This is a genomic window from Nannocystis bainbridge (assembly GCF_028368995.1).
Taxonomy (GTDB): Bacteria; Myxococcota_A; Polyangia; order Nannocystales; family Nannocystaceae; genus Nannocystis; species Nannocystis bainbridge.
The window spans coordinates 4,369,494-4,385,293 of the sequence record NZ_JAQNDL010000001.1; the positions used below are offsets into that span (position 1 = coordinate 4,369,494).

The window sequence follows — 15,800 nt, forward strand, 5'->3', positions numbered from 1 at the left end:
CCGGAGGGGACTCACGGAGCAACTCGCAAAAACCACGCCATACGCGCGATTGCACGCAAAATTTCCGGCGAACCGAACACCTGAACCCCTAAGGTGTTACAAAGATCGTTCACCTTCCTATAATTGAGTAAAAAAGATGTTAATTGGCGTTGACACTACATGCTCTTTATATGTAGCGTTTTGAGTACGTAGCCCCTGAAGGAGGGACCACTCGATGCTCACCGACGATACCAACACGAACGCTGCGCCCGAGGAGGGCAAGAAGGCCTCCAAGCGCAAGACCGCCAAGAAGAAGGCGGGCAAGAAGGCCGCCAAGAAGGCGGGCGCGAAGAAGGCCGCCAAGGCCGGCGCCGCCAAGAAGACCGGCAAGAAGGCCGCCAAGAAGACCGGCGCCAAGAAGACCGCGAAGAAGGCGGGCAAGAAGGCCGCCAAGAAGACCGGTGCAAAGAAGGCCGCCAAGAAGACTGGCAAGAAGACCGCCAAGGCCGGTGCGAAGAAGACCGCGAAGAAGGCGGGCAAGAAGACCAGCAAGCGCGCTTCCGCCGCGTAAGCTGTGCTTTTTGGGGCAGACCGAGCCCCGATTCGCACGAAAATCGCCGCGAACCTGCCCAGGTCGCGGCGATTTTCATTGGTTCACGCGCAAGATCGAGCTCCGATGCGCGCGCTCGCGCGACCTCGCCCGCCCGCGCGCATGCGCCCCGAAATGCGCAGGAAACGCCGCCCGCGGCCAAACTCGGGGTTTCGCCGCGTGCGCCCGGCGCGTCCCTACAGGTCGGCGGCGTCGAGCGAGCGGACGAAAGAGCGCAAGTTGGCGTGCGCGCGGGCCCCGCTGAAGAGGATGGTCGTGTCCTCGAGCGCGTCGGCGTTGGCGAGCGCGAACACCAGGCTCTCGGCGAGCGCGCCGCGCAGCCGCTCGGTCGCGCCCGCGCTGTCGACGCGCAGCCACCGGCGCTCGTAGGTCTGCTGGACCGGGCGACCCGTGCCCTCGAACGCGGGCACCAGCGTGTCGAGCGACAGCTTGCGCGCCAGCGCCAGGGTCGCCGCCGCCTCCCACAGCCCGTCGAGCTCCCACACCACGCGCAGACCCTCGGCGGCGCGCGCCTCGGTGAAGGCGGCCAGGCGGGCCTGGTTCACCGAGCCGGGCGTGAAGCTCGGCGGGGTGCGCAGGATGACGGTGTCGGCGCCCATCTCCTTGGCGCAGCGCAGCGTGATGTCCCACGCGCTCTGGACCTCGGGCGTGTCCTGCAGGTGGCCGAACCGCCGCGCCTCGCCGGGCAGCGTGCGCGTGGCAGCCTCGCGCAGACCATCGCTGCTGCTGTGACTGACGAGGTGCCACACGTACGGCACCAACACGGCGTTCGGATGGACGCTGCGCACGTGCTCGGCGAGCGCCCGCGCGGCCGCGGCGCGCGGCGGGTTCAGCAGGGTCGAGCGCAGGACGACGAGCTGGACCGGATCGACGGCCTCGTCGCCGGCCTCGTCAGAAGGATCGGGCCGGGCGGGACGCGCGGCGCGGAGGGCGTGCTCGTCCTGAAGGATGACACCGAGGCGGGGCATGGCGGCCGGAGGCTAGTGCGGACGCGAGGCATATACAAGCGCGGCCCGCTGTGTGCTATGGGGCGCCGGGTGAAGCTCTTCATCGATACGGCGGACGTGAAGGAAATCCGCGAGGCGGCGGCCATGGGCCTCCTCGACGGCGTGACCACCAACCCGTCCCTCGTGGCGGCGACCGGGCGCGACATGCGGTCGGTGCTTCAGGAGATCTGCGGCATCGTCGACGGCCCGGTCAGCGGCGAGGTGCTGGCGACGACGTTCAAGGAGATCATGGACGAGGCCCACGACCTCGCCGCGATCGCGCCCAACATCGTCGTCAAGGTGCCGCTCATCGAGGACGGCCTGCGCGCCGTCAAGGCGCTGACCGGCGAGGGCATCAAGACCAACGTGACGCTGTGCTTCTCGCCGATCCAGGCGGTGCTGGCGGCCAAGGCCGGCGCGACGTACATCTCGCCGTTCGTCGGCCGGCTCGACGACATCGGCCACGAGGGCATGGAGCTCGTGGCCCAGATCGTCGAGGCGTACGCCAACTACGGCTACAAGACCGAGGTCCTGGTCGCGTCGGTGCGCTCGCCGCTGCACGTGCTCGAGACGATCCGGATCGGCGCGCACGTGGCGACGCTGCCGTTCAAGGTCATCCACCAGCTGATCAAGCACCCGCTGACCGACGCCGGTCTGGCCCGCTTCCTCGCCGACGCCGCCAAGATCCCGGCGGCCAAGAAGAGCTGAGCGCCTGTCCTTGAGGACATGCTGGTAAGGACATGCGGAAGATCCGCCAGCACGTCAACCCGCTGAGCGCGCACTTCATGGTGACGCGCGCCCAGCCGGTCGCGCGCCCGCCAGAGCTCGCGCCCGGCTGCCCGATCGAGGTCGAGCTCGGCTGCGCCGACGCCGAGTTCAGCTTCGCCCGCGCGGCCGCTCGCCCGGACATGCTGATGGTCGGGCTCGACATCCGCGAGCCCTGCCTGGCCCGCAACCGCGTGCGCGCCGCCGAAGAGCGCCTGTCCAACCTGCTGTTCGGCTACGTCAACCTCAACGTCGACATCGACGTGGTGTTCGCGCCGGCCAGCGTCGACCGCTTCCACCTGCTGTTCCCCGACCCGTGGGTCAAGAAGAGTCACCACAAGCGGCGGGTGATCGAGCCGGCGCTGGTGGCGTCGCTGGCCGCGCAGCTGCGCCCCGGCGGCGAGCTGCACGTGGCCAGCGACGTGTTCGACGTGGCGCTCGAGATCATGGCGACGGTCGAGGACCCATCGCTCGCGCACGTCGGCTTCGTCAACCAGGCCGGCCCGTGGGGCTTCTGGCGCGGCAACCCGTTCGAGGCCAGCCGCCGTGAACAGACGACGCTGCGCCGCGAACAGCGGGTGTGGCGGATGCGCTATGTCCGTGGCGACATGGCGGTTCCGACAGGTCCGTAAGGACATGGCGATCGGGGCATGTCTGTCTGGACATGTCGCATGTGACAGGTGAGTGGCAGGTCGGGCCGGAGCGACCTGGCCGTCTCGCTTTCAGGACATGTCGCCTGCGACAGGTCAGCGGGGGGTCGATCCGGAGCGACCCTGGTCGCTCCGCCAGGCGCGAGCACCCGCCGCGGTCCGGCGGGGGGTTCACCCGAGGGCTTCAGGCCCCGGGCATGAGCGTCTCGATCTGCGGCAGCGCGAAGGCGTCGGGCAGCTCGAGGCACTTGCCGACGCGCTGGGCCTCGACGCGGGCGGCCTCAGGGTCGGGCGCCTTGTCGACGCGCTCCTGGACGGTGTCGACGCACGAACAAAAGGTCAGTGAAGCGCGGCGGGTGGCGACGTCGGCGCAGGTCGTGTGGTGACGCGCGAGACTCCAGGCGAGGAAGGGGCCGCGGCAGTCGAGCGAGGGGAACTCGATGGCGAGCACGCACTCGCACAGCTCCTCGTCGCGGGGGAGCACCATGGCCTGCGTGCAGAGGGTTTGCATGTACGCGTCCTCGGCCCGCAGGCGCGCGTCGTAGCTGCTGGCGTTGCCCTGGATCATCCCGGCGAGGCTCGGCAGCAGGAACCACGCGATCACGCCGACGACGGGTAAGCCGGCGAGGGCACCGAAGAGCAGGTCCCGGGTGCGGGAGCGTGGTGGGTCATCGAGATCGGCGAGCATCGGCATAAGATCCCCCGGGATCGTGGCGGATTTTGCGCTGCGGCGGCCGTGGAGGTCCCACGATGGTCCGATCTCGCAGGCGCTTGGGGCTTGTGAAGCGCAGACGAACCGTACAATACTCAGGCACAGCGCCGGTGCTAGCCTGTCCGGCCCTTCCCCAATGACGGCCATGCTCCGCTCCCGATCGTTCGTCGCAACCGTCCTCGCCCTGGCCATGGTGCCCGTGCCCGGTCTCGCGGCCCCCGCGACCCCCGCGGCTGCAGCTCCGGCCGCGGCCCCCGCCGCGCCGGCGGATCAGCCCGCCAACCCGGCTGCCACGCCGGGCGAGGCGACCCCGGGCGAGGTCCCGACCAGTGACTCGCCCGACGAGGTGCCCAGCGAGGTGCCGGTCGAGGAGCCGCAGCCCGAAGAGAAGGCCGAGCCGGAGCAGCCGGAGCAGCCGGAGACGGTGGTCCCCGAGGGTCCGGAGCGCCCGCCGGAGCCTATGCTCGGCAACGGCAAGTTCAAGGCGAAGGGCACCGGCCTGATGATCTCCGGCGGCGTCCTGCTCGGCGCTGGCCTCGTCGGCGTGATCACGTCCTACTTCCTCACGCGCTGCCCCGACGAGGACATCGACAAGTCGTTCGCGTGCAAGAACCGGCAGCACAACACGTTCGCGGTCCCGGCCACCGGCGCGGCGGCCCTGCTCGGCGCGGTGCTCCTCATCGTCGGCCTCACCTACCGCGCCCGCTACAAGCGCTGGGAGAACTGGGACCCGACCCGCGCGAGGACGGCCTTCCGCCCCGACTTCACGGCCAACGGCGTCAGCTTCAAGTTCTGAGCCCCCGGCCCGCGCCTCGACGAGGACGCCGCAGCAACCCGCAGGGTGCGCGCCGTCCTCGTCGGCGTTTCTGCGTTCGAGAGACACCTTCTTCCGGACATGTTCGTGGAGGCATGTCGAGGAGATCGCGCCCGGGAGCCGTCCAGCGAATGTTCCTTCGCGCTGCACCGAGGATCGCCCTGCGCGTGACGGCTCCGAGTGCCGAGGCGTGACCGGATCTCGGCCGGGCGACCAGTGAGCGAGATTTGCCTCGCTCGAGCCGGCACCTGTCGGATGTTCCTTCGGACATGTCCGGAAGAACATCCGCAGCTCGGGTCGCAACAGCGGCCCCCGCTGCGCTCACGGGCGGTCGCGGCCGATGACGACTCTGGCGAGGTCGAGGAGCAGCTCGAGCTCTTGCGGCTGGGCCCGTTGTGCGACCGAGTTGAGCAGCGCCAGCAGCGTGCTCTCGGGGGACGCGGCGGGTCCAGGCAGCTCGGGCAGCAGCAGCGCCAGCGGCACGCCCATGCCGTCGGCGATCCGCAGCAGGGTGCGCAGGCCCGGGCTGGTGTAGTGGCCGTTCTCGAGCCGCGAGACCATGTCCGAAGCGATGCCAGCGGCGCGCGCGACCGACTGCTGGGTCAGCCCGCGCTCCTCGCGGATCGCCCGGATCCGCTGGGCCAGCGCCGCCATGTAGCGGCGCTCGTACTGCTCGCGCGCGAGGTCGTAGGTCTCTTCGGACATGTTCTAAAGAGAAGCCTCGGGTGGCGACCCCGGCGAGCGGCCCGGGGCCGCCGGGGAGCGGCGCCCGGGTCGCTCGCGCGTGATGGCGTGGTTCGCTGCGCGCATGTCCGTCCTCGTCAGGCGTCGACGAACTCGAGGCGGCGCGCCTCGAGCACGCGGATTCGGTCGCGGATCCGGGCCGCCTCCTCGTAGCGGAGCGCCTTGGCCAGCTCGACCATCTGCGCCTTGAGCTCGCCCATCCGCGCGTCGAGCTCGCTCGGCAGCAGCTCGCCGTCGGTCAACGGGCCGAGGCCGACCGGGAGCTCGTTGACGGGGCCCTTGGCCTGTTTGCCGCGGGTCGAGGTGGCGTCGGGCTTGGCCTGGGCCTCGAGCGGGTTGATGGCCGCGTGGGTGCTGCGCGGGACGATCCCGTGCTCCGCGTTGTAGATCGCCTGGACCTCGCGGCGGCGGGTGGTCTCCTCGATGCAGCGACGCATGCTGTCGGTCATGCGGTCGGCGAACATGAGGACCGTGCCGCGGAGGTTGCGGGCCGCACGGCCGCAGGTCTGGATCAGGCTCTTGTACTCGCGGAGGAAGCCCTCCTTGTCGGCGTCGAGGATGGCCACCAGGCTGACCTCGGGCAGGTCGAGGCCCTCGCGCAGGAGGTTGATGCCGACCAGCACGTCGAACTCGCCGCGCCGCAGGCCGCGGAGGATCTCGACGCGCTCGAGCGTCTCGACGTCGGAGTGGAGGTAGCGGACGCGGATGCCGAGGTCGCTGTAGTACTCGGTCAGGTCCTCGGCCATGCGCTTGGTCAGCGTCGTCACGAGGACGCGCTCGTTCTTGGCGATGCGGTCGCGGATCTCGCCCAACAGCTCGTCGACCTGGCCGGCGATCGGGCGCACCTGGATCTCCGGGTCGAGCAGGCCGGTCGGGCGGATGATCTGCTCGACCACCACGCCCTCGGTCTTGCGCAGCTCGTACTCGGCCGGCGTCGCGCTCATGAAGATGACCTGGTGCATCCGGCTCTCCCACTCGTCGAACTTGAGCGGGCGGTTGTCGAGCGCCGACGGCAAGCGGAAGCCGTGCTCGACCAGGGTGGTCTTGCGGCTGCGGTCGCCGTTGTACATCGCGCCGACCTGCGGGACGGTCTGGTGCGACTCGTCGACGACCATCAGGAAGTCCGGGGCGAAGTAGTCGATGAGGGTCGGCGGCGGGTCGCCGACGTTGCGCATGGTGAGGTGGCGCGAGTAGTTCTCGATGCCGGAGCAGAAGCCCATCTCCTCGAGCATCTCGAGGTCGAACATGGTGCGCTGCTCGAGCCGCTGAGCCTCGACCAGACGGATCTTCTCCTTGAGCTCGACCAGGCGGTCGTGCAGCTCGAGCTTGATGCCGTTGATCGCCTTGCGCAGCTGCGAGGCCGGGGTGACGTAGTGGCTGGCGGGGAAGATCGTGACCCGCTGCATGGTCCCGCGCACGGCCCCGCGCAGGGCGTCGACCTCGCGGATCGCCTCGACCTCGTCGCCGAAGAACTCGATGCGGATCGCCTTCTCGTCCTCGTAGGCCGGGAACACCTCGACCACGTCGCCGCGCACGCGGAAGGTGCCGCGGTGGAAATCGATGTCGTTGCGCTCGTACTGCATCTCGACCAGGCGCCGCAGCAGCTGGTCGCGGTCGAGGCTCTCACCGACCGAGAGGGTGGCGACCATGCCGTAGTAGGCCTCGGCCGCGCCGATGCCGTAGATGCAGGAGACGCTGGCGATGATGATGACGTCGCGCCGGCTCAGCAGCGAGTAAGTGGCCGCGTGGCGCAGCCGATCGATCTGCTCGTTGATCATCGAGTCCTTCTCGATGAACGTGTCGGTCGACGGCAGGTAGGCCTCGGGCTGGTAGTAGTCGTAGTAGGAGACGAAGTACTCGACGGCGTTGTCGGGAAACAGCGACTTGAACTCGCCGTAGAGCTGGGCCGCGAGCGTCTTGTTATGGGCGAGGATCAGCGTCGGCCGCTGGACCTGGGCGATGACGTTGGCGATCGTGAAGGTCTTGCCGGAGCCGGTGATGCCGAGCAGGTGCTGGTACCGGTCGCCGCGCTGGATGCCCTCGACGAGCTGCTTGATCGCCGCAGGCTGGCCGCCGGCGGGCTCGAACTGGGTGACGAGGCGGAACGGCCGATCGGCGACGATCGTCGGCTTGACGGCGCTGGCGAGGTCCCACTCGATGCCAGGTTCGTCGACGGGGACCTGTTGACTGCGGGCGCGGCTGCGAGCCTTTCCTGCCATGGTGGCGAAGAGTAGCAGCGGCGCCAGCTGGCGCGAGTCCGCGCCCGCCGCACGAAGCTCACGCGGCCCGAAGACCTCGAAGACGGCGGAATGGCGGCTGCGAGGCCCGACGCGGCGGCTCCGAATTCGGCGCTGGTCTGGCCTGGGCGGAGGTCGGCGAGGCTGGGCACGCTGCTCGCTCGTCGAGGTGCCAGCAGGTGAGGAAGAAATCATGATCGCCGGCGCATCGAGCGGCCTTTCGAAGATGTCCGCGAGGACATGGTCGAAGAGACATGTATGCGCGCGGCCACTACCTCGCAAGGCGAGACGTCGCGGCCTTGTGCAGCGCCGGTGCGAGGTGCTAAGCCGAGGCGATGCGGGCGCGAGTTCCGGCGTGGCGAGGCCTGTATGCGATCCTCGATCTGCCGCACGCGGGTGGGCTCGAGCCGGCGGTGGCGCTGGCCGGGCTGCTCGGCGTCATGGAGATCGGTCCGGAGAAAGCTCCCATGATCGTGCAGCTGCGGGCCAAGCAGGCCGATGCGGCGGAGCGCGGGCGGCTGGTGCGTGAGCTGGCGCCCATGGTCCGCGCGGCGGGAGGTCTGCTGATCGTCGACGACGACTTCGAGGCGGCGATGGCAGGCGCCGACGGGGTTCACCTCGGCCAGGAGGACATGGCCGAGCGGACAGGTGACCGACCCTGGTCCGAGCTGCTGGCGGAGCTGCGAAGCGCGGCGCCGCCAGGCTTCTTGATCGGGCTTTCGACGCACTCGCGAGCGCAGGTGGAGCTCGCGGCTGGGCTCGATGTCGACTACATCGGCTTCGGGCCGATCCTGCAGACCCGCTCCAAACTGGCGCAGGAGCCCGCTGTCGGCTTCGAAGCGCTGGAGCAGGTCTGCGCGATCTCGCCGCACCCGGTCGTGGCGATCGGCGGCCTCGGGGCTGAGGAGGCGCTGCGGTGTGCAAGGGCGGGAGCAGCCGGCGTGGCGATGATCGGCGCGCTGGTGGGCACGACCGAGGCGGAGGTCCGCGCTCGGGCGGTGGACCTGGCGACGGCGCTGAAGCACGCGATTCACGCGCTCGGTTCCGCCGTATCGCCCGCAGGCGGGCCGGCTGCCCGATCGCCGGCTTCCTGACCGGCGGCTCTGCCGCGAACTTGCAGCGCCGGACTTTCGGAGGCATCACAGAAGGGTGCAGTTGGCGGGGAATACGGCAGGTAGAGCGGTGCGTCGCATGGCGCCGGCCGCTCAGCCCGGTCGCGAGGTGGTCGACGTGCTGGTCGCGCGTCGTCAGGTCCGCACCGGCCCGCTGCATGTGCGACCGCTCGGCGACATCGACGACCGCTCGGGCCTGGAGACGCGGCTGCCGCTGCTGATCCTGTTCAGCCTCGGGGTCCTCGTCAGCGTGCAGGTCTACCTGCACGTGTAGCCTGCCCGTGTAGCGGACACGGCCGTTCGGCGAACGGGGTCGCGTTTTCACGCGCCGTTCGGTGGTTGGGCGCCTACATCGGGCGCGAAGCGAGGTTCGTGGCTCGCGGTGCGGACGATGAAAGGCCCTGTCCGATCGGGCAGGGCCTTTGGCGCAGGTTCTATCGCGCATGTCGCAAGGGACATGGCCCTTGCGACAGGAGCATCAGCTGTGCTCGAGCACGAGGGCGATGCCCTGGCCGCCGCCGATGCAGGCGGCGCCGACGGCGTAGCGGCCGGAGCGGCGGCGGAGCTCGTGGACGAGGTGGGCGGTGATGCGCGCGCCCGAGGCGCCGAGCGGGTGGCCGAGAGCGATGGCGCCGCCGTCGACATTGGTCTTGTCGCGGTCGAGGCCGAGCTCCTTCTCGCAGGCGAGGTACTGAGCGGCGAAGGCCTCGTTGATCTCGAACAGGTCGACGTCGCCCTGGGCGAGGCCGGCGCGGGCGAGGGCGCCGCGGATGGCGGGCACGGGGCCGATGCCCATGATCGTCGGCTCGACGCCGGCGACGTGCCACTGGACGACGCGCGCGAGCGAGGTGAGGCCGTGACGCTTGACGGCCTCTTCGCTGGCGAGCACGAGCGCGGCGCCGCCGTCGCAGATGCCGGAGGCGTTACCGGCCGTGACGACGCCGTCCTTCTTGAAGGAGGCCGGCAACTTGCCCATGGTCTCGAGGCTGGCGTCGCGGCGCGCGTGCTCGTCGACGGCGAACTGGGTCACGCCCTTCTTGGACTTGATCTCGACCGGCGCGAGCTCGGCGGTGAAGCGGCCGGCGTCCTGCGCGGCGGCCCAGGTCTGCTGCGAGCGCAGGCCGTAGGCGTCGCACTCGGCGCGGCTGATGCCGTACTTCTCGGCCAGGTTCTCGGCGGTGATCGCCATCGAGCAGCCGGCGTACGGGTCGGTGAGCGAGGTCCACAGGCTGTCCTCGAGCTTGAGGTCGACGCCGAGCCGGGCGCCCCAGCGCAGGCCGCGACCGACGTGCGGGGCCTGGCTCATGCTCTCGGAGCCGCCGACGAGCGCGATCTCGGCGTCGCCGGCGAGGATGTCGTGGATGCCGCTGACGACCGCCTGGAAGCCCGAACCGCACAGGCGGTTGACGGTGAGCGCGGGGACGGCGATCGGGACGCCGCTCTTGAGGCCGACGTGGCGCGCGAGGTAGATCGCGTCGGCCGAGGTCTGGGCGACGTTGCCGAACACCACGGTGTCGACGACCTCGGGGCTGACGCCGCCGGCCTGCAGCGCGGCCTTGGCGGCGACCACGGCGAGGTCAGTCGCGGTGAAGTCCTTCAGCGCGCCGCCGAAGGTGCCGAAGGGCGTGCGCTTGGCCGCGACGATATGGATGGCGCGAGAGAGTGGCTTCTTGGTCATGCGTGGGCTCGTTGCTCGAAGTATGCGGGAGGGGTGCAGGCCGCGAAAGGTTGAGCATCCTCACGGTTTGCGCTTCAATCTCGGAGGTTGCTGCTCTCGCTCGTCATCGCGGCCTCGCTGCTCGACGCCTCACCGGCTCCGCCGTCCGTGCCGGAGCCGGCGCCCGCGCTCGGCACGGTGTCGGTCGCCCCGCCGAGGACGACGCTGCAGCGACTTGAGGTTCCGCAAACTCCGGCGAGCGAGACCTCGACGCGCCGGTCGTCACGCGATGCGCTGCGGCGGTACCTCACTCGCCCGGTGGCGCGCTCGGCCCGCTATCTCGATCACGGGGTGATCGCGGTCGGCGTGGGTCTGGGGTTGCCGCAGATCTATCGCCTCGAGCTGCAATTGGGGCTGCTCGATCACCTGACGCTCGGCGCGACGGCACACTGGCTCCCGGGACAGGTGCGGCCGAGCTGGTCGCCGAAGGCGGCGGTGGCGTTCTTCCGCGGGCGACTGCTCGAGGTGGGGGCGTTCTATCAGCAGGTGCTGTACCCGCCGACGCGCGATGACGGCGACCCGACGACGATCGCGTTCCAGCGCCGCGCGCACTACCTGATGGCGAGCGTGAGCCTGTCGCAGGCGTGGCTGACCGGCGGCTTCGACATCGGCTGGGCCCGCGGCCGCGAGGCGCTGACGCTGCTGACGCCGGAAGACCTCGAGACGAGCACGGCGTTCACCGTCCGCGACCGCCTCGGCGCAGGCCTTCACCTGCGCTTCGGCACACGCCGCGTCGGCGTGACGATGCAAGCCTGGTACCCGTACCTGGCGGCCGAACTGGTGCTCGACGTCCGCTTCGGAGCGTTCGAGATGCGCCGGCGCGGCGGCTGGCGCGAGCTGTGAGCTGCCCGTAGAGACAGGTCCGTGCCGAGCGAGCTGTCCTGAAGGACATGCAGTCGATGACTCACGCTCGGGCGGATCGATGCCGCCGCGAGTTCGTGAATCAACCTGTCCCGAAGGTCAGGCGCGGAGGCGGGCGACGCCGAGGCGCTCGGCGTGCTTCAGCAGGCGCACGGTGGCGGCGACCTGGCGGGCGCGGAAGTCCTCGTCGATGGTGATGTCGAGGTACTCGAACAGCTCGTGCTGGCTGGTGGAGCGGCCGACGCGGGCGGTGATCTTGTCGATCGAGACGTCCATCAGCGGGATCGGCGGGGGCGGCTGCGGGTCGCCCAGGTACTCGGGGTTGATACACGACGAGAGGTCGTTGGCGGAGGCCATGCGGTCGTTGAGGGCGGAGACGCCGAAGCGACGCATGAGGGTGGCGCCGATCGAGCAGTGCTCGAACTGGGTGCTGACGACGCAGCCCTTGCGGACGCGCGGGCCGATGACGAGCGAGGGCACACGGAAGCCCATCTGCGTGAACTCGGCCTCGTCGTCGACGGTGGTCGGCGGCGCGACGTGGTCGTAGAAGCCGCCGTGCTCGTCGTAGGTGACGATGAACAGGGTCTTCTCCCAGCCGGGTCCCTCGGCGAGGGCCTTGTAGAGCGAGCCGATCAAGATCTGGCCGAGCTGGATGTCGTGCTCGGGGTGGTCATCGTTGGAGGTGAAGCCAGGGTCGATGACGGTGAAGTTGGGCAGGGTGCCGGCGGCCGCGTCGGCGAAGAAGCGGTCGAGGTTGTTGGGGTTGGTCAGCGCGTCGAGGCTGAAGCCGCCGATGCCGTCCGCCAGCTTGCCCCACACGGTCGGGATCAGCGGGAAGGCACCCGCGACCCAGGGGACGTCGGTGAAGTAGATCCGGCTGGTCAGGCCAGCGTCGTCGCAGGCGTGCCACAGGGTCTGCAGGAAGGGCGACGGGAAGTTGCTCTTGCCGCCCTCGGAGCTGCAGGCGTGCACGTAGTAGCGGTTGGGCCAGGTCGGGCCCATGACCGAGGCGAACCACCGATCGCACAGGGCGAAGTTGTCGGCGAGCGCCCACGACACGGGGATCTGCTCGCGCACGTGGTAACCCATGACCTGCTCGGCGTAGCCGGGGTTCTTCTTCTCGTTCTCGAACACGAACCCGTTGCAGGCGCCGAGGTTGAACTGCGTGTGGCACTCGTCCCACTCGTGCGGCGGATCCTTGGGCTGGTACTCGTCGAGCTTGTAGACGGTGACGTCGCCGAGACCGATGCTCGGGTTCCACTCGTCGCCGTCGAGGCCGTCGACCACGCGACCCTCGAGGAACTTGAGGGCGCCGAAGTAGTGATCGAACGAGCGGTTCTCCATCACCAGGACGACGATGTGCTCGATGCCGGCGAGCAGCTCCTCGGGGCTGAGGTCGCTGGCGGCACACTCGCTGACCGGCGACTCCGTGGTCGATTCGCCGGTGCTTTCGCCGGTGGTCGTGCTGTCGTCGGTGGTGGTCGACGAGCTGGTGGTGCCGGTGTCGCTGGCGCCGCCGTCCGAGGTGGTCGGCACGTCGGTCGTGCTCGAACCATCGCCGGTGGTCGTGGTGCCGGTGGTCGGGTCGGAGGAGCCGCCGTCGGTGGTGCCGCTGGGCTCGCTCCCGTCGTCACCGCAGCCGAACGCGGTGGTGCCGGCGAGCGCAGCGATCGCCTGCAGCGCCCGTCGGCGGGAGATCCGTGTCCGGGCCGCCCGCAGGTACTTCTTCGTCATTCACCAGCGAGACTACCGCCTGGGTCCGCCGGCCGACAGACCTGCTGGGTCCGCTCGCAAGAGCTGCGCGAAGATGTCGCGACCGCGTTTCGTCGGCGGAGAGGGCGCCGCGAAGGGAGGTTCGCGCGCGCTCGAGCAGGGCGAAGGGTCGGCGACGACGGCGCAGCGCTAAAACGTGAAGTGCTGCGAGACGATGTCCTCGTTCTCGATCAGCTTGGCCGTGGGCCGGGGCTTGACCACGGTGGGGACGGGCACGCCGGCCGCATCCAGCTTTTCCGCAATAATCTCTTCGAGATACCCGCTGACGCTGAGGCCGGTGGACTCGCAATAGTCCTTGAGCCGCTGATAGGTGATGCCCTTGACCGAGATGCTCCTGCGGGTCTGTCGCTTCGCCATTGCTGCCCTCCCTTCGCCTGGTGGCTCCTGCTCTCCAGCCTCTACGTCAAGCGCTGTCCGCACGCAAGGCCCATTCCACACTGCCCTAGGATGCGCGAGGGGCGCATCCTGGTAGAGGCCGCCACCATGACGATCAAGTCCCCGACATCACTGGTAAATCTCTGATTTCGTGAGGCCCGATCGATTTGGTGGATCAGTCGAGTCCTGGCATGGTGAATCGCAGATATTTACCGCCGTCGGAGAGATCTCGGAGATCTCCTCAGCCATTTTAACCTAGCCGCAGACCGGGGAGCAAGGGGCAAAATCAATTTGCCCCGTGGACCTGGGACCGGGCACGGTGAAGTGGAATACAAAAAAATCGCCCCCATGAACAGGTGCGAATTCTGACCTTCCGCAGCTGCGGAGGCTTCCACAGCGACCCGACGTGCGAGGCCATCGACGCCGATGCGCCCGTACGTCGGTCTCGGGGCCGATGTCGTCGGCGAACGTCGAGGTGACGCGGGTTGCGTGGAATGCGGGCTTCGTCGGGCTCACTGCGGTGAGCGAGGGCTCGGGACCGCGGACGTGATCACACCCGGTGATTGACGTATCGTGCCACCATCGCCCTGTTCGGGGGTGTTCGCACCGTGCCCTCGTCGGTCCGCACCATGGAGCTCGAGCCCGAGACGAAAGTGTTGCCGCGCGGCAACGCCGACGTCGCGCCCTCGCCACCCGGCGAGGGGAGCGCTCCGCTGCACGCGCTGCAGCGGATCGGCCGCTACGAGGTCGTCCAGCGGCTCGGGCACGGCGGCATGGCGACCGTGTACCTCGGACGCGCCACGGGCTCCGCAGGTTTCGAGCGGGTGGTCGCCATCAAGGTGATTCATCAGCACCTCGCGGCCGAGCCCGAGTTCGTCGGGATGTTCCTCGACGAGGCCAAGATCGCGGCGCGGATCCACAGCCCGCACGTGGCCGGCATCCTCGACCTGGGCGAGGACGCCGGCAATTACTTCATGGTCCTCGAGTACATCGACGGCGAGACGCTGTCGGCGCTGCTGCGCCAGCTGCGTCCGACCGACGACCGGCTGCCGCTGGCGGTGGCCCTGCAGATCCTCGCCGACGCGTGCGAGGGCCTGGTCGCGGTCCACGGGCTGCGTGACCCCGATGGCCGCCCCTACGGGCTGGTCCACCGCGACATGTCGCCGCAAAACCTGATCGTCAACTTCGACGGCTGGACCAAGATCGTCGACTTCGGCCTCGTCAAGGCGACCAGGCTGCGCAACAGCAACCATACGGGGCACCTGCGCGGCAAGCTGGCCTACATGGCGCCGGAGCAGGCCCGCGGCAAGCCGCTGTCGGCCGGGACCGACCTGTTCGCGCTCGGGGTGATCTTCTGGGAGATGCTGACGGGGCGGCGGCTGTTCGCCGGCGAAGGCGACGCCGAGACGCTCGAGAGCGTGATGCGCTGCGAGGTGCCGCCGCTGCGAGAGCTGCGACCCGACCTGCCGCCAGGCCTCGATTCGCTGCTGCAGCGTGCGCTGGCGCCGACGCCCGAGGAGCGCTACCCGAGCGCCGAGGCGATGCTGGCCGACATCCGCGCGCTGCTGCGGGAGTGCGGCGACACCAGCGAGCCGCGGCGGGCGCTGGGGGCGATCATGCGCCACCACTTCGCGGAGCAGGCGAAGTACCGCATGGCGGCGATCCGCGGCGCCTCGCGCGGCGAGCTGCGGGCGCGGCCGACTTCGCTCGGGTCGGCGCCGCTGCCGGCCGCGTCGTTGCCGCTGCCGGGCGCGGCCGACGAGCAGACCCAGACGCGCGTGCTGGCCGACGCGCGCGCGCTGGCACCTGTCCCCGACGACATGTCCTCGCCGACAGATCGGCTGGCGATCGTGCCGACGCGGCGACCGTGGGCGCTGTGGCTGGCGCTGCCGCTGGTGGGCGCGGGGGTGGCGGCGGTGCTGCTGCTGTTCTTGCTGCCGCGCTGGAACGCGCTGCCGCCCGAGCCGGCGAGCCCGCCCGCGCCGCAGCCGCAGCCGCAGGTGCAGCCGCCGCGGCCGAGCACGGTGGTGTGGTTCGTGTCGACCGATCCGGTGGGTGCCACGGTCACCGTCAACAAGGGGCCCGAGTCGGTGCTCGCCGCGCTCGCGCCGCAGCTGGAAGGGCAAGTGACGCCGCTGCGGCTGGTGGTGCCCTACGACGATCAGGCGCAGCTGCAGCTGACGGTGACGCACTCGGGCTACAAGCCGACCCGGCGCAGCCTCATCCCGATGAACAACGAGAACTTCGTGGTCGAGCTGCAGCCGGAGGCGCCGGCGCCGGTGCCGACGGTCGCGCCGGTGACGAACACGCTGGCGAACCCGACCCCGAAGAAGAAGCCGCCGGGTGCGAAGAGCCCGGGCGCCGGCGGGAACGATGCGACGCCGGCCGCGAGCAAGAGTGAGAAGGGCGAGGAGAGCGAGCTCAAAGACGAGCCGGTCTTCAGCCCCGTCAAGGGTGGCGGATGA

The 15,800-nt window shown here is 69.7% G+C and carries 15 protein-coding genes; 8 read left to right on the forward strand and 7 right to left on the reverse strand.

Features of this window, described 5'->3' with window-relative positions:
* The first annotated feature begins 214 nt into the window (after nt 1-214).
* Complete coding sequence (locus POL25_RS17055) at nt 215-550, forward strand: hypothetical protein (protein ID WP_272087100.1); 336 nt, start codon at nt 215-217, stop codon at nt 548-550.
* Nucleotides 551-765: 215 nt separating this feature from the next.
* Here POL25_RS17055 and POL25_RS17060 read toward each other — a convergent pair whose 3' ends face one another.
* Nucleotides 766-1,557, reverse strand: a complete 792-nt coding sequence (locus POL25_RS17060) for a hypothetical protein (RefSeq protein WP_272087101.1) — start codon at nt 1,555-1,557, stop codon at nt 766-768.
* A gap of 69 nt (nt 1,558-1,626) precedes the next feature.
* On the opposite strand from POL25_RS17060, the gene fsa reads away from it, so the two are divergent.
* Complete coding sequence (fsa, locus tag POL25_RS17065) at nt 1,627-2,283, forward strand: fructose-6-phosphate aldolase (RefSeq protein ID WP_272087102.1); 657 nt, start codon at nt 1,627-1,629, stop codon at nt 2,281-2,283.
* Between the two features lie 32 nt (nt 2,284-2,315).
* Nucleotides 2,316-2,972, forward strand: a complete 657-nt coding sequence (gene trmB, locus POL25_RS17070; RefSeq protein WP_272087103.1) for a tRNA (guanine(46)-N(7))-methyltransferase TrmB — start codon at nt 2,316-2,318, stop codon at nt 2,970-2,972.
* 202 nt (nt 2,973-3,174) lie between these two features.
* On the opposite strand, the gene POL25_RS17075 is transcribed toward trmB, so the two are convergent.
* Nucleotides 3,175-3,678 carry a hypothetical protein gene (locus tag POL25_RS17075; RefSeq protein WP_272087104.1) on the reverse strand — a complete coding sequence of 168 codons (504 nt, stop codon included), beginning with the start codon at nt 3,676-3,678 and terminating at the stop codon, nt 3,175-3,177.
* A gap of 169 nt (nt 3,679-3,847) precedes the next feature.
* Between POL25_RS17075 and POL25_RS17080 the strand changes: the two genes are divergently transcribed.
* Complete coding sequence (locus POL25_RS17080; protein WP_272087105.1) at nt 3,848-4,498, forward strand: hypothetical protein; 651 nt, start codon at nt 3,848-3,850, stop codon at nt 4,496-4,498.
* A 339-nt stretch (nt 4,499-4,837) separates the two neighbouring features.
* On the opposite strand, the gene POL25_RS17085 is transcribed toward POL25_RS17080, so the two are convergent.
* Both POL25_RS17085 and uvrB read right to left on the reverse strand, forming a co-directional pair.
* Nucleotides 4,838-5,221: a helix-turn-helix domain-containing protein gene (locus POL25_RS17085; protein WP_272087106.1), complete on the reverse strand. Its 384-nt coding sequence runs from the start codon at nt 5,219-5,221 to the stop codon at nt 4,838-4,840.
* Nucleotides 5,222-5,337: 116 nt separating this feature from the next.
* A complete protein-coding gene (uvrB, locus tag POL25_RS17090) occupies nt 5,338-7,479 on the reverse strand; it encodes an excinuclease ABC subunit UvrB (RefSeq protein ID WP_272087107.1) in 2,142 nt (713 codons plus the stop codon).
* 431 nt (nt 7,480-7,910) lie between these two features.
* Here uvrB and POL25_RS17095 point away from each other — a divergent pair, with 431 nt between their 5' ends.
* Nucleotides 7,911-8,591: a thiamine phosphate synthase gene (locus POL25_RS17095; protein WP_272087108.1), complete on the forward strand. Its 681-nt coding sequence runs from the start codon at nt 7,911-7,913 to the stop codon at nt 8,589-8,591.
* Nucleotides 8,592-8,688: 97 nt separating this feature from the next.
* Nucleotides 8,689-8,883, forward strand: coding sequence for a hypothetical protein (locus POL25_RS17100; RefSeq protein ID WP_272087109.1), 195 nt, complete (start codon nt 8,689-8,691; stop codon nt 8,881-8,883).
* Between the two features lie 204 nt (nt 8,884-9,087).
* On the opposite strand, the gene POL25_RS17105 is transcribed toward POL25_RS17100, so the two are convergent.
* Nucleotides 9,088-10,287: an acetyl-CoA C-acetyltransferase gene (locus POL25_RS17105; RefSeq protein ID WP_272087110.1), complete on the reverse strand. Its 1,200-nt coding sequence runs from the start codon at nt 10,285-10,287 to the stop codon at nt 9,088-9,090.
* Between the two features lie 297 nt (nt 10,288-10,584).
* Here POL25_RS17105 and POL25_RS17110 point away from each other — a divergent pair, with 297 nt between their 5' ends.
* The gene (locus tag POL25_RS17110; RefSeq protein WP_272087111.1) at nt 10,585-11,169 is read left to right on the forward strand and encodes a hypothetical protein; all 585 of its coding nucleotides are present in this window, start codon (nt 10,585-10,587) and stop codon (nt 11,167-11,169) included.
* A gap of 117 nt (nt 11,170-11,286) precedes the next feature.
* Here POL25_RS17110 and POL25_RS17115 read toward each other — a convergent pair whose 3' ends face one another.
* Both POL25_RS17115 and POL25_RS17120 read right to left on the reverse strand, forming a co-directional pair.
* Nucleotides 11,287-12,921 carry an alkaline phosphatase family protein gene (locus POL25_RS17115; RefSeq protein WP_272087112.1) on the reverse strand — a complete coding sequence of 545 codons (1,635 nt, stop codon included), beginning with the start codon at nt 12,919-12,921 and terminating at the stop codon, nt 11,287-11,289.
* A gap of 168 nt (nt 12,922-13,089) precedes the next feature.
* Entirely contained in the window at nt 13,090-13,317 is a 228-nt protein-coding gene (locus tag POL25_RS17120) for a hypothetical protein (protein WP_224197245.1), read from the reverse strand.
* Between the two features lie 581 nt (nt 13,318-13,898).
* On the opposite strand from POL25_RS17120, the gene POL25_RS17125 reads away from it, so the two are divergent.
* Nucleotides 13,899-15,800 carry a serine/threonine protein kinase gene (locus tag POL25_RS17125; RefSeq protein WP_272087113.1) on the forward strand — a complete coding sequence of 634 codons (1,902 nt, stop codon included), beginning with the start codon at nt 13,899-13,901 and terminating at the stop codon, nt 15,798-15,800.

Coding starts and splice junctions, on each gene's coding strand:
- POL25_RS17055 (WP_272087100.1), top strand. CDS start 215: ATGCTCACCGACGATACCAACACGAACGCTGCGCCCGAGGAGGGCAAG.
- POL25_RS17060 (WP_272087101.1), bottom strand. CDS start 1,557: ATGCCCCGCCTCGGTGTCATCCTTCAGGACGAGCACGCCCTCCGCGCC.
- trmB (WP_272087103.1), top strand. CDS start 2,316: ATGCGGAAGATCCGCCAGCACGTCAACCCGCTGAGCGCGCACTTCATG.
- POL25_RS17075 (WP_272087104.1), bottom strand. CDS start 3,678: ATGCTCGCCGATCTCGATGACCCACCACGCTCCCGCACCCGGGACCTG.
- POL25_RS17080 (WP_272087105.1), top strand. CDS start 3,848: ATGCTCCGCTCCCGATCGTTCGTCGCAACCGTCCTCGCCCTGGCCATG.
- POL25_RS17085 (WP_272087106.1), bottom strand. CDS start 5,221: ATGTCCGAAGAGACCTACGACCTCGCGCGCGAGCAGTACGAGCGCCGC.
- uvrB (WP_272087107.1), bottom strand. CDS start 7,479: ATGGCAGGAAAGGCTCGCAGCCGCGCCCGCAGTCAACAGGTCCCCGTC.
- POL25_RS17100 (WP_272087109.1), top strand. CDS start 8,689: ATGGCGCCGGCCGCTCAGCCCGGTCGCGAGGTGGTCGACGTGCTGGTC.
- POL25_RS17105 (WP_272087110.1), bottom strand. CDS start 10,287: ATGACCAAGAAGCCACTCTCTCGCGCCATCCATATCGTCGCGGCCAAG.
- POL25_RS17115 (WP_272087112.1), bottom strand. CDS start 12,921: ATGACGAAGAAGTACCTGCGGGCGGCCCGGACACGGATCTCCCGCCGA.
- POL25_RS17120 (WP_224197245.1), bottom strand. CDS start 13,317: ATGGCGAAGCGACAGACCCGCAGGAGCATCTCGGTCAAGGGCATCACC.